This is a genomic window from Actinoplanes oblitus, from assembly GCF_030252345.1.
In the GTDB taxonomy this organism is placed as follows: Bacteria; Actinomycetota; Actinomycetes; order Mycobacteriales; family Micromonosporaceae; genus Actinoplanes; species Actinoplanes oblitus.
Genome location: NZ_CP126980.1, coordinates 4,855,018 through 4,869,074, shown reverse-complemented (window position 1 = coordinate 4,869,074; position 14,057 = coordinate 4,855,018). Strand labels below are relative to the sequence as shown.

15 protein-coding genes and 1 pseudogene are annotated in these 14,057 nt (G+C 72.5%); 9 read left to right on the top strand and 7 right to left on the bottom strand.

The genetic code is table 11. The features are described 5' to 3' along the window. Nucleotides 1-9: 9 nt before the first annotated feature. From Actob_RS21765 to Actob_RS21745, 5 genes are all read left to right on the top strand, one after another. On the top strand, nucleotides 10-213 hold the full coding sequence (locus tag Actob_RS21765) for a hypothetical protein (RefSeq protein WP_284922167.1): 204 nt from the start codon (nucleotides 10-12) through the stop codon (nucleotides 211-213). 76 nt (nucleotides 214-289) lie between these two features. Beyond that, the gene (locus Actob_RS21760) at nucleotides 290-619 is read left to right on the top strand and encodes an ArsR/SmtB family transcription factor (RefSeq protein ID WP_284922166.1); all 330 of its coding nucleotides are present in this window, start codon (nucleotides 290-292) and stop codon (nucleotides 617-619) included. Further along, entirely contained in the window at nucleotides 616-1,122 is a 507-nt protein-coding gene (locus Actob_RS21755; protein WP_284922165.1) for a GNAT family N-acetyltransferase, read from the top strand. Before Actob_RS21760 ends, Actob_RS21755 begins: the two co-directional genes overlap by 4 nt. Before the next feature lie 34 nt (nucleotides 1,123-1,156). Then, the gene (locus Actob_RS21750) at nucleotides 1,157-2,515 is read left to right on the top strand and encodes an FAD-dependent oxidoreductase (RefSeq protein WP_284922164.1); all 1,359 of its coding nucleotides are present in this window, start codon (nucleotides 1,157-1,159) and stop codon (nucleotides 2,513-2,515) included. Nucleotides 2,516-2,521: 6 nt separating this feature from the next. Then, the gene (locus Actob_RS21745) at nucleotides 2,522-3,790 is read left to right on the top strand and encodes an MFS transporter (RefSeq protein ID WP_284922163.1); all 1,269 of its coding nucleotides are present in this window, start codon (nucleotides 2,522-2,524) and stop codon (nucleotides 3,788-3,790) included. Here the strand turns inward: Actob_RS21745 and Actob_RS21740 are convergent. After that, entirely contained in the window at nucleotides 3,783-4,766 is a 984-nt protein-coding gene (locus Actob_RS21740) for an ATP-dependent DNA ligase (protein ID WP_284922162.1), read from the bottom strand. The two genes, Actob_RS21745 and Actob_RS21740, sit on opposite strands and share 8 nt — an antisense overlap. Before the next feature lie 255 nt (nucleotides 4,767-5,021). On the opposite strand from Actob_RS21740, the gene Actob_RS21735 reads away from it, so the two are divergent. Next, nucleotides 5,022-5,660: an MFS transporter gene (locus Actob_RS21735; protein ID WP_284922161.1), complete on the top strand. Its 639-nt coding sequence runs from the start codon at nucleotides 5,022-5,024 to the stop codon at nucleotides 5,658-5,660. 59 nt (nucleotides 5,661-5,719) lie between these two features. Here the strand turns inward: Actob_RS21735 and Actob_RS21730 are convergent, their stop codons facing one another. From Actob_RS21730 to Actob_RS21720, 3 genes are all read right to left on the bottom strand, one after another. Further along, complete coding sequence (locus Actob_RS21730; protein ID WP_284922160.1) at nucleotides 5,720-6,124, bottom strand: NUDIX domain-containing protein; 405 nt, start codon at nucleotides 6,122-6,124, stop codon at nucleotides 5,720-5,722. A 128-nt stretch (nucleotides 6,125-6,252) separates the two neighbouring features. Further along, a complete protein-coding gene (locus tag Actob_RS21725; protein WP_284922159.1) occupies nucleotides 6,253-7,416 on the bottom strand; it encodes a hypothetical protein in 1,164 nt (387 codons plus the stop codon). 103 nt (nucleotides 7,417-7,519) lie between these two features. Next, on the bottom strand, nucleotides 7,520-8,026 hold the full coding sequence (locus Actob_RS21720) for a winged helix-turn-helix transcriptional regulator (RefSeq protein ID WP_284922158.1): 507 nt from the start codon (nucleotides 8,024-8,026) through the stop codon (nucleotides 7,520-7,522). Nucleotides 8,027-8,078: 52 nt separating this feature from the next. Between Actob_RS21720 and Actob_RS21715 the strand changes: the two genes are divergently transcribed. Beyond that, a complete protein-coding gene (locus Actob_RS21715) occupies nucleotides 8,079-8,852 on the top strand; it encodes a class I SAM-dependent methyltransferase (RefSeq protein WP_284922157.1) in 774 nt (257 codons plus the stop codon). A 45-nt stretch (nucleotides 8,853-8,897) separates the two neighbouring features. Here the strand turns inward: Actob_RS21715 and Actob_RS44085 are convergent. Next, nucleotides 8,898-9,047: pseudogene (locus tag Actob_RS44085) on the bottom strand (carbohydrate-binding protein); the annotation flags it as partial. Nucleotides 9,048-10,251: 1,204 nt separating this feature from the next. On the opposite strand from Actob_RS44085, the gene Actob_RS21705 reads away from it, so the two are divergent. Then, nucleotides 10,252-11,508 carry a chitinase gene (locus Actob_RS21705; protein ID WP_284922155.1) on the top strand — a complete coding sequence of 419 codons (1,257 nt, stop codon included), beginning with the start codon at nucleotides 10,252-10,254 and terminating at the stop codon, nucleotides 11,506-11,508. Nucleotides 11,509-11,755: 247 nt separating this feature from the next. Here Actob_RS21705 and Actob_RS21700 read toward each other — a convergent pair whose 3' ends face one another. After that, a complete protein-coding gene (locus tag Actob_RS21700) occupies nucleotides 11,756-12,550 on the bottom strand; it encodes an RNA polymerase sigma factor SigF (RefSeq protein WP_284922154.1) in 795 nt (264 codons plus the stop codon). Between the two features lie 120 nt (nucleotides 12,551-12,670). Then, on the bottom strand, nucleotides 12,671-13,180 hold the full coding sequence (locus Actob_RS21695) for a hypothetical protein (RefSeq protein ID WP_284922153.1): 510 nt from the start codon (nucleotides 13,178-13,180) through the stop codon (nucleotides 12,671-12,673). Between the two features lie 119 nt (nucleotides 13,181-13,299). On the opposite strand from Actob_RS21695, the gene Actob_RS21690 reads away from it, so the two are divergent. After that, entirely contained in the window at nucleotides 13,300-14,046 is a 747-nt protein-coding gene (locus tag Actob_RS21690; protein ID WP_284922152.1) for an AfsR/SARP family transcriptional regulator, read from the top strand. Nucleotides 14,047-14,057 lie beyond the last annotated feature (11 nt).

Here is a 14,057-nt window from a genome sequence, read left to right as displayed (position 1 = left end):
AGATGCGACATGAGCGACACCACCGCCACGACCGGCGACCTGGCCGCCACGCCGAGCCGGGGCGACTGCTGCGGGAGCACGGCGACAGCCGCGGCGCCGGTTGCGGCCGACCCGTGCTGCGGCACCGCGGCGGAGGCCACCGCGGAGGGCTCCTGCTGCGGCAGCGCGGCGAAGACCGAGGCGGTCGCCGCGAACCAGGGCTGCTGCGGATGACCCGCTGGTTCGCGGCGCAGGCTACGCGTAGAGTTCAATCGTTGATCGGCGATTGACGATAAAGGCGGTGCTGGGGATGGCAGACCTTCTCGATCGGACGACAGCGGAGACGTACGCGTCCTGGTTCCGGGCGCTCGCGGATCCGTCACGGGTGCAGATCGTGGAATACCTGGCCCGGCAGCACCGGCCGATGCCGGTCGGCGAGATCGTCGCCGCCGCCGGGCTCGCCCAGTCCACCGTCTCGCAGCACCTGAAAATCCTCACCGAGGTGCGGTTCGTCCTGGTCGAGGCGGTCGGCAACGCCCGCCACTACCGGATCAACACCGCCTGCGTCGAGTGCTTCCCGTCCGCCGCCGACCTCGTCATGGGCAAGCCCGCGCCGGCCGTCGCCGGGAGCTGCGGATGAGCCTGGTGACCCTGCGGGCGATGGACGCCGGTGACGCCGCCCAGGTGCTCGCCATCTACCAGGCCGGGATCGACGGCGGTGACGCCACTTTCGAGCTCCGTGCTCCGTCCTGGGCGGCGTTCGACGCGAGCCGGCTGCCCGGCCACCGGCACGTCGCCATCGACGCCGCCGGGGCTCTGCTCGGCTGGGTCGCGGTGTCCGCCGTCTCGGCCCGGCCCGCGTACGCGGGGGTGGTCGAGCACTCCGTCTACGTCGACCCCGGCGCGCGCGGCCGGGGCGTCGGCCGCGCCCTGCTCGACGCGCTGATCGCCTCGACGGAGGCGGCCGGGATCTGGACCGTCCAGTCAGCGATCTTCCCGGAGAACACCGCCAGCCTCGCGCTGCACCGCGCTGCCGGGTTCCGCGTCGTCGGCGTACGCGAAAAGGTGGCCCGCCACCCGGCGCGCGGCAACCGATGGCGGGACACCGTCTTCATCGAACGCCGCAGCCCACACATCCACTGACCTGTTCCGCTCCGAGTCCAGGAGACGATTTCTCGTGACCATCCCGCTTGACCAGCTGCCCGTCGTCGTCATCGGCGCCGGACCCGTCGGCCTGGCCGCCGCCGCCCACCTCGCCGAACGCGGCCTGCCCCGAATCGTCCTGGAGGCCGGCGACGCCCCGGCCGCCGCCATCCGCCAGTGGGGCCACGTCCGGCTGTTCTCGCCGTGGCGGTTCAACATCGACCCGGCCGCCGCCCGGCTGCTCACCGCCGCCGGCTGGATCCGGCCCGGCGACGACGAACTGCCCACCGGGGCCCAGCTCGCCGACGACTACCTGCGGCCTCTCGCCGGCCTGCCCGCGATCAAGGACGATATCCGGTACGGCGCCCGCGTCGCCGCGATCACCCGGCTCGGCCTCGACCGGCTGCGGAGCACCGGCCGCGCGGACACCCCGCTGCTGGTCCGGCTGGCCACCGGCGAGGACCTGCTCGCCCGCGCGGTGATCGACGCCTCCGGTACCTGGTCCACGCCGAACGTGCTCGGCGCGGCCGGCATCCCGGCCCACGGCGAACGCGATGTGGCCGACCGCATCGACACGGCCCTGCCGGACGTGCTCGGCCGCGACCGCCACCGCTTCGCCGGCCGCCGGATCCTCGTTGCCGGCGCCGGGCACTCGGCAGCCAACACCCTGCTCGCCCTCGCCGATCTCGCCGAGCGGGCGCCCGGCACGAGCGTGACCTGGGCGATCCGCGCGGCGAGCCCGGCGCGCACCTACGGCGGGCAGACCGCCGACGCGCTCCCGGCCCGCGGCGCGATCGGCAGCCGCCTGCGCGAGCACGTCGAGTCCGGCGCGATCACCCTGCTCACCGGGTTCGGCGTGCAGCGCCTCACGCCCACCGGGGACGCGGTGGTGGTGTCCGACGGAACCCGCGAGGTCACCGTCGACCGGATCGTGGCGGCGACCGGGTTCCGCCCGGATCACACGATCACCGGCGAGCTGCGCCTGGACCTCGACCCGGTCGTCGGGTCCACCCGGGCGCTCGCACCGCTGATCGACCCGAACGAGCACTCCTGCGGCACCGTGCCGCCGCACGGCGCCGACGAGCTGAGCCATCCCGAGCCCGGGTACTACGCCATCGGCTCCAAGAGTTACGGGCGGGCACCGACGTTCCTGCTCGCCACCGGCTACGAGCAGGCCCGGTCGGTGGTCGCCGCGCTGGCCGGTGACTGGGACGCCGCCCGCGAGGTCCAGCTCGACCTGCCCGAGACCGGCGTCTGCAACAGCAACCCGGTGGCCCAGCCGGCCGGGCGCGGCCTGGCCACCGGTATCGCCGGCGGCCTGCTCAGCTCGCCGCTGACCGTCGTCGACCGCACCCCGCCGGCGGCCCGGGCGGGTGACGGCTGCTGCGGCTGACCACCGGTGGACACCCGGCAATCGCCGGTGGCCGCGCCCACGCGCGGTCACCGGCGCGGCTGGCGCATCGTCGCGGCGCTCGCGATCACCCAGACCGTGGGGTACGGCGCCCTCTACTACAGCTTCGCGGTGCTGCTGCACCCGGTCGCCGCCGACCTGCGCACCTCCACCGCGGCGACCACCGGAGCGCTCACCATCGCGGTGCTCGCCTGGGCGGCCATGGCGGTGCCCGTCGGACGGTGGCTGGACCGGCACGGCGGGCGCTCCCTGATGACCGCCGGGTCGGTCGCCGGCACCGTTCTGCTCGTGGCCTGGTCCCGGGTGCACACGCTGTGGCAGCTGTATCTCGTGTTCGCCGGCCTCGGTGCCGCGATGGCCATGGCGCTCTACGACGCGGCCACCGCCGTCGTCGTCTCCTGGTTCGACAGCTCCCGGCGCTCGCGGGCGATCCTGGCGATGATCGTGGTCGCCGGGTTCGCCAGCACCATCTTCATGCCGCTGACCGGCCTGCTCAACGAACGCCTCGGCTGGCGGGTCACCCTGCTGGTGCTGGCCGCCGTCTACGGGCTGATCGCCATCCCGCTGCACGCCCTGCTGATACGCCGGCCACCGCACCACCCCGCACGGCCGGCCGAGCGGTCCAGCGGAGCGCTGCGGCGCACCCTGGTGCGGGCGGCGCTGCGGGACGGCCGGTTCTGGTGCCTGGCGACCGCCTTCGTCGCGCACGCCGCGGCGATGAGCACGATGACCGTGCACCTGGTCGGCGTCCTGACCCGGGCGGGACATCCGGCGACGTTCGCGGCGACGGTGGCCGGGCTGCTGGGTGTCCTGTCGGTCACCGGCCGCATCGTGCTCACCGTGGCACAGCGCCGCGTGCCGCTGGCCCGGGTGGTCGCCGTCGTCTTCACCGTGCAGGCCACCGCCGCGCTCAGCCTGCCCTGGGCGGCCGGCACCCGGCTCGGTGCGGTGATCGCGGTGACCGGCTTCGGCATCGGGTTCGGCGTGTCCAGCCTCACCAGCCCCGCCCTGCTCGCCGACCGGTACGGCACCACCGCCTATGCCAGCATCGCCGGCACCCTCGCCGCCCCGGTGACCATCGCCAAAGCGGCCGCGCCGCTGGCCGCCGCCGGGCTCTACACCCGCACCGGTGGCTATCCGGCCGTCCTGGCCACCGTCGGCGGGCTGTGCCTGATCGCCGCCGCCGGCATCCTGGCCCGCGCCGCCACGCCGTTCCACCGCGCGGACCGGCCGGATGGGCGATCGCCGATCAGCTGATCCTGTCGGCGTCCAGACCGGCCGGTGACCACGGCGGCAGCCGGGACGCCGGCAACTCCAGCCGGGGGCGGACGTAGCGGACCGGGTGGCGCCAGCGGCCGTTCTCGGCGGCCTCGTCGACGGCGATCTCGACGACCGTGTCCGGGGTGACGGCGACGAACGGCTGCGGCTCCCGGCGATCGAACCGGCCGGTCCACCCGGCCGGCAACGGCTGCGGCCACGGATGGTCCGGGCCGGCCGGGGTGAGCAGCGCGCCCAGCTCCGCACCGGCGCGGGCGGTCAGCGGCGTGCTCTGGCCGACGTAGTGCAGCCGTCCGGACGGCGTGAACCGGCCGAGCAGCAGGCCGGTCGGCCGGTCCGCGGCGCCCACCACTCCCCCGACCACCGCCTCCGTCGTGGTCCGCCGCCGCCACTTCCACCAACCCCTGCCACCCGGCGCGTATCGGCTGGTCAAGTCCTTGATCACGAGGCCTTCGCAGCCGGTGGCGGCGAGGTCGTCGAACCAGCGGCGCGCCTCGTCCGGGTCGCGGGTCGCCGGGCACACGGTGATGCCGGCCAGGCCGTCGCAGAGTTCTTCGAGCAGCATGCGGCGTTCCAGCAGCGGCCGGTCGAGCAGTTCGACGCCGTCGAGCTGGAGCAGGTCGAACACCACGAGCGAGGCGGGACGGGCGCGCACCTCGGCCGACAGGTCCCGGCCGGCGACCGCCCGGCGTTGCAGCGCCGCGAACGAGGTACGCCCGGCGGCCGGATCCCAGACGACGAGCTCACCGTCCAGCACGGTGTCCGGGAACAGCGCCGCGTCCAGGTGGGCCACGACGTCCGGGTAGAAGCGGGTCAGGTCGCTGCCCTGCCGCGACTGCAGGTGGATGTCCTTGCCGCAGAACGCGACGCAGCGCCACCCGTCCCACTTGACCTCGTACTGCGGGGTGCCACGGGTGCGCGGCTCGTGCAGGCCGCCGGTCGGCACGGCCCGCATCGGTTCGATAGGTGGTGTGAGCAGCGCAAATCCCCGTCCAGACGCGATCATCTGGACGATAGGGAGCGCGCCGGGGCGGGCGCAGGTGATCGCCGGTTTGCCAGCGGATCAGCGGACCGCGTGCCTGGTGGGTACCGTGCACCGTCGGAATCGTTCCGCCCTGCCCCCGCCTCGCGGCGACGCCACGGAAAGCCGTTGGATGACAGCTCAGAAAGAGATTCGGAAGCCCCTCGAATCAGCACCGTTCCCGACCTGGTGCGGGGTTGGACGGAGTTCCGGTCGCACACCTGGTTGTGTGTCGTCGTGGCGCAGGCGACCGTCTGGCAGGCGGTCTGGGCGGGGGCGGTCCTGGTCATCGGCCCCGGCGTCGCCGACCGGCACTTCGGGCCCGCGGGTTGGGGCGCCCTGCTCGGCGCACAGATGGCCGGCGCGATCGCGGGTGGCTTGCTCGCCCTTCGATGGCAGCCCAGCCGGGCGGTGGCGTACGGTGTCGCCCTGACCGGGGTGAGCGCCGCCCTGCCACTGGCCCTCGGGCTCGCGCCGAACCTCGCCCTGCTCGTTCCGGTCGCCTTCCTGGTCGGGGCGGCCATGGAACAGGTCGGTGTGGCCGCGACCGTCGCCGTCCAGGACCACATCCCGCCCGACCGGCTGGCCAGGGTCGCCTCCTATCAGCTTCTCGGTGCGACAGCGGCGGTGCCGGTCGGGCAGACCCTGGCAGGGCCGCTCGCTACCCACCTCGGCGACCTGCCGGTGCTGACCGGCGCCGCGGCCCTGATCGCCGCGTCGACCCTGGCGTCCATGGCCAGCCCGGACGTCCGCAACCTTCGGCACCGGCCGGCGGACGACCCGCTCGCAGCCACCGCGAGGAGCCAGACCTGCGATCAGGCGAGGTGATCTCGGGTGCGGCCGACGGGGCACTGGCGGCGAGACCAGCGGGAAGAGGGCGTGACGGCTCAGGCGCGGGCAGCCCGCATCGCCTCCAGCACCGCCGTGCCCACGGGTTCGTGGGCGAGCGGAGGCATCTCCTCCGGGCGGAACCAACGGATCTCGTCATGTTCCTCGGGAGCGGCGTTCGCCGGTGTTCCCGCCCACTCGTCGACGAGCCAGGCGCTGAAGCGCACGGATTCCTCGCCCCGGCCCACCTCCAGCCGGCACAGGTGAGTCGCCGAGCCTGTTGCCATCCGCACGCCGAGTTCCTCGTGGATCTCCCGGGCGAGAGCGGCCAGCTCCGTCTCGCCCGCCTCGACGTGGCCGCCGGGCAGATCCCACACGTCCGGGTAGACACGGCGGCTCGGGCTCCGGTGGACGAGCAGGACACGACCTTCGCGAATCAGCGCCGCGGTGACGATCTCATGCATCGACGGGATTGTGGCATGACCGGACCGGCCGCGTGTCGCTCACGCTCGGGTTCGGAGGGTTGGCCCGCGCCGGGTCCGGGCGACAGGGGCGCCCGGACCCGTCCGTTCCTCGGCCGCTGCCTGGTCGGTCACCAGGGGACGGCGACCACGCGTACGTGATTGTCGTCGGGGTGGAAGTGGGAGATGAACAGCGCGCTCGTGGTGCTCAGCTCGGGATGGCCGATGAAGGCGTAGCACCAGCTCTTCGTGGTGCTGGCGCAGCCGGGCAGGACCGCTTCGGTGCCGGCGGTCCACGGGCCGGTCGGTGCCGGGGCGGTCCACACCCGGTAGTGCCCGGCGATCGTGGTCTGCTCGACGGCGACGTAGCCCCGGCCCGGGAAGACCCGCACGTCGATGCCGAACGGCCGGGCGCCCGGCAGGGCCGAGGTCGCGGCCGCCGAGTCCGACGACCAGGTGGACCCGGTCCAGTAGCGGTAGCTGCCGCCCGAGGACCAGCCCGCACTGGACGACCACGGGGTACGGGCCAGCGCGACGGTTCCCGCTCCGCACGCGCCGTACGCCGACGACGTGCACAGGAACGTGTACAGGTAGAGGTAGCCGTCGGCGGCGAAGGTGGGCGAGCCGAGGCGGCGCTGCCAGGCCAGCTCGCCGGTGGCCGGGCGCGGGAAGACGGTGGCCGGGCCGACCAGCTGGTTGGTCGCCGGGTCGTAGAACGTCACCCCGTAGCTCTGCGTGGTCCAGGCCTTGTTGTACACGCAGACGTTGGTGTACGTCAGGAACAGCAGCGACGAGCCGCTACGGCCGCTGATCGTGCGATTCGGACCGCGGGTCAGGCCGGTGATCCAGGAGGCGGCGTAGGAGCCGGTGTCGGCAGCGCCGCAGGCGGTGGTGGTGCCGGGCAGCACCAGCCCGGTCGGGGTGGGCAGGAACGGCGCCGGCCCCCGGTTGCTCGGCACGGCCGGCGCGGCGGGCGGGGTGGGCAGCTCGCTGAGCGTGCTGGGCACCTGGCCGGCGGTGTACGACCCGACCGCGGCCGTCGACCCGCCGATGAAGCCGATCACGGTGCCGGCCGGGTTGACCACGGCGGTGTCGCAGAAGGTCCACAGCGCCTGCCCGCTCGCCGACGGCAGCGGCGCGCTGAACCCGCAGTCCCGGCCCAGGGTGTTGCCGCTGGCCGTCTCGTACCGCGACACCACCCTGGCCGGCGGTGGCACGTCGGCCAGCGCCGCGCCCGGCACGGTCAGCGCCGCACCGGCGACGAGTACGGCCACCGTGGCCCCACGTATCCGCATCCTGCTCGCCTCCCCGATCACTCACGAGTGTCGATGCCACACTCCCACGGAAACGGAACGCGAGGAACCGCCATGTCGCGCTTGGGACTCCGCCGGCCGGCCGTCAGGGGCGGGCGGTGCGGGCGGCCAGCAGGGGGCCGATCACCGAGGTGCCCGGGCCCAGCCGGCCGCCCGGGCCCGGCAGCTGCGTGGTGTTGTCGATGGTCAGCGGCTGGTGGCAGTGGGCGCAGGTGGTGACAGCCGTGGTGTCGTGCCCGCAGTCGCGGTGGTGGACGCGGACCGGCGGGCCGTCCTGGCCGTACCAGCGGTCACCCCAGTTCATCAGGGCCAGCAGGACCGGGAAGAGTTCCTTGCCCTTGGGGGTGGCCACGTAGTGCTCGCGGGGCGGGTGGTCCTGGTAGCGCTCGCGGGCCAGCACGCCCTCGTCGACCAGCCGGGTCAGGCGCAGGGTCAGCACCTTGCGGGAGATCCGCAGGTCGTCGGCGAGGTCGTCGAACCGGGTGATGCCGACCAGCACGTCGCGCATGATCAGCGCGGTCCAGGCGTCGGCGAACAGGTCGGTCGCCCGGGCGATGGAGCAGGCCACCTCGGCGAGTCGCGTGCGGGTCATACACGGAAGCATAGTGCGAGTAGAGTTCCCTGAGGGAACTCATGGAGGTGTCATGGCCGGTCCACGCCTGGAGCTCGACACACGTTCGGCGGACGCCATCGACGGGCGACATCTGCGGGCTGCCGCTTTTCACGAGGTGCGACTTCAGTACGTACGGGAAATCGCTCTTGATCGTGTCTCGCCGGCGGCTCGTGCCCTGGTCGTCGGCAGTGGCCGTGGGGTGCTGCCGGCCGGTCTGGCCGGGCTCGGCCTGAAGGTCACCGGCGTCGACCCGTCGGCGGCCGCGACCAAGCTGGCCAGGGAGTCGGTGCCGGGGGTCGATTTCGTGACCGCGCCGAGCGAGGAGCTGCCGTTTCCGGGCGAGTCCTTCGACCTCGTCTACTGTGCCGACACGTTCGAGATCACCGGCGACCTGGACGGTGTGCTCGGCGAGGTGGCCCGGGTGCTGCGGCCGGGCGGGGTGCTCGTCTACGACACGGTCAATCGGACGGTGCCCGCGCGGGTGGTGTACCTGGGCGCGTTCCAGGGTGTTCCGTTCACCAGGATCATGCCGCCGGGGCGGTACGCGGCGGCCCGGCTGCGGCCGCCCGGCGAGGTCCGGGCGGCGCTGGCCGCGCACGGGTTGTCCGGCGGGCAGGTGTGTGGTTTCCGGCCGGCGAGCATCGGACGGCTTGTCAGCGCGGTGCTGCGGCGGCGCCGGGGACTGCTGACCGACGAACAGGTCGGGCCGCTGACCGGTTTCGTGCTCGATCCGGACGGGCCACCGGTCGTGACGTATCTGGGGTGGGCGTCGAAGGCCGGGATGGAGCGCCTGACCGACCGCTGACCCGCGGGCACGGTGCCCGCGGACCGGCGTACGAAAGAGCTCCTAGCAGTTGCCGTTGTCGGTCCAGACGTCCCACTGCCCGCTGTGGGTGGCCGGCGAATCGCCCTGCGTCCACCACTTGGCCGTGTACTTGTGGCCGTTCTGGCTCGCCTGGTTGCCCTGCGTGTAGACCGCCGTCGCGCTCCAGGCCGGCACGGCGCACGAGCCGGTCGGCGGGGAGCTTGGCGACGGCGAGGACGACGGCGGCGTGGTGGGCGGCGTGGCCCCGGCGAACCGGGCGGAGAACTTGGTGAACTCCCACGGCGTCTGCGGCACGCTGCTGCACGTACCCGAGGTGGTGCTCTGGTTCGGGTCGGCGCACTGCCGGTCCCGGTTGACCGACCAGTTGGTGTACCGGGCCAGCTTGTGGCTCAGCGCGTAGTCCAGGGTGGCCTGGAAGTCGGCCTGCCGGAAGTACTCGCCGGCGTCGCTGCGCCCGTTCATCTGCGAGATGCCCTCGTGCGCGTACGCGGTGGCGCTGTCCCAGCCGAACGTGTTCATCAGGATGGTGTGGAACGCCTCCAGCGCCGACACCTGCGCGCCGCCGCCGTTGAACCCGCCGTCGAACGGCATGATCGAGTAGTTGGCCGGGGTGAAGCCCTGCGCCTTCGCGTCGTTGAGCATCTGGGTACCGAACCAGCCGGTGCCGGCCGAGGTGCCCGCCGTGGTGATCGAGATGTACAGGCCGGGGTTGTTCCTCTGCAGGATCTTCGCGGCGCCGATCTCGTTGTGCACGGCCGCGGTGTTCTCGTACTCCGGCTCCTCCAGGTCGAAGTCCATCGCCTTGAGGCCGTACTTCGTGACGACCTGCTGGTACGCGGCGGCGGTCGCCTCCGGGGTGCCGCAGGTCTGCCCGAGCTTGGTGCCGCCGTAGCCGCCGATCGAGACGCTGACGTCGCCGCCGTTGTCACGGATCTTGCCGATCAGCGCGGCCGCCGCGGTGTCGTCGGCGACCGGGCGGGTGCCGTCCCAGGTGGGCGTGCAGCCGCCGCCGTTCGGGGCCAGGATGAAGGCGAGCTGGAAGGCCTTCTGCCCGGTGGCGTTCATGACCTCGATCGGGTCGGGTGGACTGTTGTCGAACGGCATCAGGTAGGGCGCTGACGCGTACCAGTTGCTGGCCAGGGTGGCGGCGTCGGCCTGGGCGGCCACCGCGATCCCGGCTCCGGCCAGGGCCACCGCGCCGGCGGCGACGGCGAGCAATCTCTTCATGACGTCTCCAGGTTTCGAATCTTTAACAAAGTTTCCTAAATGATTCGCCGCATCGATGCCCATGACAGATGTCATGCATTGACAGATCCCGATCCTTCTTCCTACGGTCCCACTGTTAGTAAGGTTTTCTAAGAGTTCGGAGGCCGTTCCGATGATCCGAAAACGCCTGTCCGCCGCGCTGCTCGCGGCGGTCACCGGAGCCGCCACGGCGGTGGCGATGGTGCACGCGGCCGACGCGGCGGCCGCCCCGCTGCCGGCGCATGTCTTCGCCCCCTACTTCGAGGCGTGGACCGGTGACAACCCGGCCACCCTGGCGCAGCAGTCCGGCGCCAAGCACCTGACCATGGCGTTCCTGCAGGCCGCCACCAAGGGGTCGTGCACCGCGTACTGGAACGGCGACAGCGGCAGCCCGGTGTCCACGGCGGTCTTCGGCAGCCAGATCGCCGCGATCCGGGCCGGCGGCGGCGACGTGATCCCGTCGTTCGGCGGGTACACCGCCGACAACACCGGCACCGAGATCGCCGACAGCTGCACCAGTGTCGGCTCGATCGCCGCGGTGTTCGAGAACGTGATCACGACGTACGACGTGACCCGGATCGACCTCGACATCGAGGACAACTCGCTGACCAACAGCGCGGGCATCGACCGGCGCAACAAGGCGATCAAGCAGGTGCAGGACTGGGCCGCGGCGCAGGGGCGTACCGTGCAGTTCTCCTACACGCTGCCGACCACCACCACCGGGCTGGCCGACTCCGGGCTGGCCGTGCTGCGCAACGCGGTGGCCAACAACGCGCGCGTCGACCTGGTCAACATCATGACCTTCGACTACTACGACGGGGCCACCCACCAGATGGCCGCCGACACCAAGACCGCCGCGACCGGGCTGCATGACCAGCTGCGTCAGCTCTACCCGGGCAGGACCGACGCGCAGCTGTGGAACATGGTCGGGGTGACCGAGATGATCGGCATCGACGACTACGGGCCGGCCGAGACGTTCACCACCGCCGACGCGCCGGTGGTGGCGCAGTGGGCGACCGAGAAGGGTCTCGGGCTGCTGTCGTTCTGGGCGTTGCAGCGCGACAACGGGGGCTGCCCGGGCGTCGGCGGCAGTGACAGCTGCTCGGGCGTCAGCCAGTCGACGTGGCAGTTCAGCCACGCCTTCGAGGCGTTCACCTCCGGTGGCACCGGGCCGTCGCCGTCCACCAGTGTCTCCACCACACCCAGCAGCCCGCCGTCGAGCGGTCCGGCCTGCACCGCACCGGCGTGGAACGCCACCAGCGTCTACACCGGCGGCTCGCAGGTCTCGTTCGCCGGGCGGCTCTACCGCGCCAAGTGGTGGACCCGGGGCGAGTCACCGGCCACCCACAGTGGGCAGTGGGACGTCTGGGCCGACAAGGGCCCCTGCTGAGCCACGGCGGGCAGGGTGCGGGCCGGGTTCCGGGGTAACCGTGACCAGCCACGGACAGTGAAGAGGGCGGCGATCGCTCTGGACGCGCAGCGGCCAGATCGCCGCCCTCGGCCCGCGCGGGAGCATGCGGTCCGCACCCCGGCGGACGCGCGTCAATGATGAATTCACCCTTCAGAACGGTCGCGCCCGCGCAGGAAAGCGGCCCGCACGAGAAGGCGGCCCGGAGCGGGCCGCCTCGGAGCGATGCTCAGACGGTCATGCCGTCGAGCTGCTTGCGCAGCTTGGCGAGCGCCTTGGTGAGCAGCCGCGACACGTGCATCTGCGACACACCGACCTGCTCGGCGATCTGCGACTGGGTGAGGTTGCCGTAGAACCGCAGGCTGATGATCTTCTGCTCGCGCTCGTCCAGGGTGGCCATCGCCGGGCCCAGGGCGACCCGCAGCTCGGCCTCCTCGAAACCGGCGTCCATCCCGCCGAGGGTGTCGCCGAGCTCGGTGCCGCTGTCGGTCATCGGCGTCGACAGGCTCGTCGAGTTGTAGGCCCGGGCACCCTCCAGGCCCTCGATGACCTCGTCCTCAGTGATCTTGAGGTACTCGGCGATGTCGGTCACCGTCGGCGCGCGGCCCAGGTCGTGGGTGAGCGTGTTGTTGGCGCTGGTGATCGCCAGGCGAAGCTCCTGCAGCCGCCGCGGCACCCGCACCGACCAGGTCTTGTCCCGGAAGTGACGCTTCAGCTCGCCGATCACGGTGGGGATGGCGAACCCGGCGAAGTCGACGCCCCGGTCGGCCTCGAACCGGTCGACCGCCTTGATCAGCCCCATCACCGCGACCTGGTAGAGGTCGTCGCGCGGCTCGCCGCGGTTGGCGTACCGGTTGGACAGGTGGCGGGCCAGCGGCAGCCATGCCTCGATCGCGCGATCACGCAGCTCGGGGCGGGACGGGTGCCCGGCCGGCAGGGCCGCCAGCGCGTTGATCAGTTCGCTGGCCCGGTCCGTGCTGGTCGAAGCATCGGTCTCGACGGCGGTGTCAACCAGGACGGTCATCGGTAGGGCTCCTCAACATCGGCGAACGTGTGACCCCTGTTCTCCACTGAGCAGAATCGCCAAACCACCCATTCGGATAACAAGATCCGACCAAAAAGCCGATTCGCGTACGGCGGGGAGTCACGCCGCGTCTCGCTCCCTGGTCCGGCCGGCCAGATCGCGCAGCCACTCGCAGAGCGTGGCGGTGACGGCGTCCTCGTATTCCGCGAGCGCGTACGGGGCGGAGACCCTGGCGCGGGCCGGCCGGCGCCGGCGCTGCGGCTCCAGCACGGCCAGGCAGCCGGCGATGACCGCCTCGAACGTCGCCCGGTCGGTGGCCGCCATCGTCAGCAGCACCCGGTCCAGCACCTCCGCCCGGGTGAGCCGGTCCGGGACGTCGAGGAGCCAGGCGCGCTGCCGGTCCCGGCCGGCGTCGGTCAGCGCGCACACCCGTGGGCCCCGGCGGGCGGCGCCGTCCAGCGGCCGGACGTGACCCAGTTTCTCCTGCCGGTTCAGCGCGGCCACGACGCGATTGATCCCGACCACCTGCTCCGGGCCGAACGTGGTGGCGTGCCGCTGCTGCAGCTCGTGCGGTGTCGCCGGCCGGTCGGCCAGGAAGACGAGCAGGATGTCCCCGAGCGTTGCCGTCATGACGCCGAGCAGCCTTCCGCCACACAAACATCTACATGGATGTAAAAGTTAACACCCGGACGGGTGTCTCCGGTTCGCCGCCGTCCCGCCGTATGCTGCCGTTTCATGGGATCGCCACGATGACCGACGCGCTGCGGTTCGAAGTCCTCGGCCCGATCCGGGCCTACCGGGGCGACGAGCCGATCGACCTCGGCCCGCCCAGCCGGCGGGCGGTCCTGGCGATCCTGCTGCTGCACGCCGGCCGGCCGGTGCCGATGGAGCGGATCGTCGCCGCGCTCTGGGACGGCGACCCGCCGGAGAACGGCGTCGACGTGGTGCTGCGCTGCATCGGGGCGCTGCGGCGGACCCTGGATCCGGAGCGGACGTCGCTGCTGACGCTCACCGACGGCGGCTACGTGCTGCGGGTCGGCGACAGCGCAGTCGACGCCGGCCGGTTCCGCGCCGGCCTGGCCCAGGCGCGCCGCGAGCAACAGACCGGCAACGCCGACACCGCGACCCTGGTGGTGCACCGGGCGCTCGGCCTGTGGCAGGACAAGCCGCTGACCGGCATGACCGGGACGATCTTCGAGGCCGCGCGCACCCGGCTCAACGAGGAACGCGCCGAGGCCGCGCGGTTACTGGCCACGCCGTCCAGCGCTGAGCAGGCTGCCACCGCGCCGGCTGTTCCTATGCCGGCTGCCGCCGAGACGGCTGTTCCTATGCCGGCTCCCACCGCGCCGGCTGTCTCCGCACCGGCTCCCGCCGAGACGGCTGTCTCCGCACCGGTCCCCGCCGCGCCGGCGGCGGCGAAGCCGGAATACCCCGAGCCGATCGACCCCTGGGACGGCCACGACCTCTTCCCGCCCGACCCGATGTCCATCCTCTGACACGGCGTCCC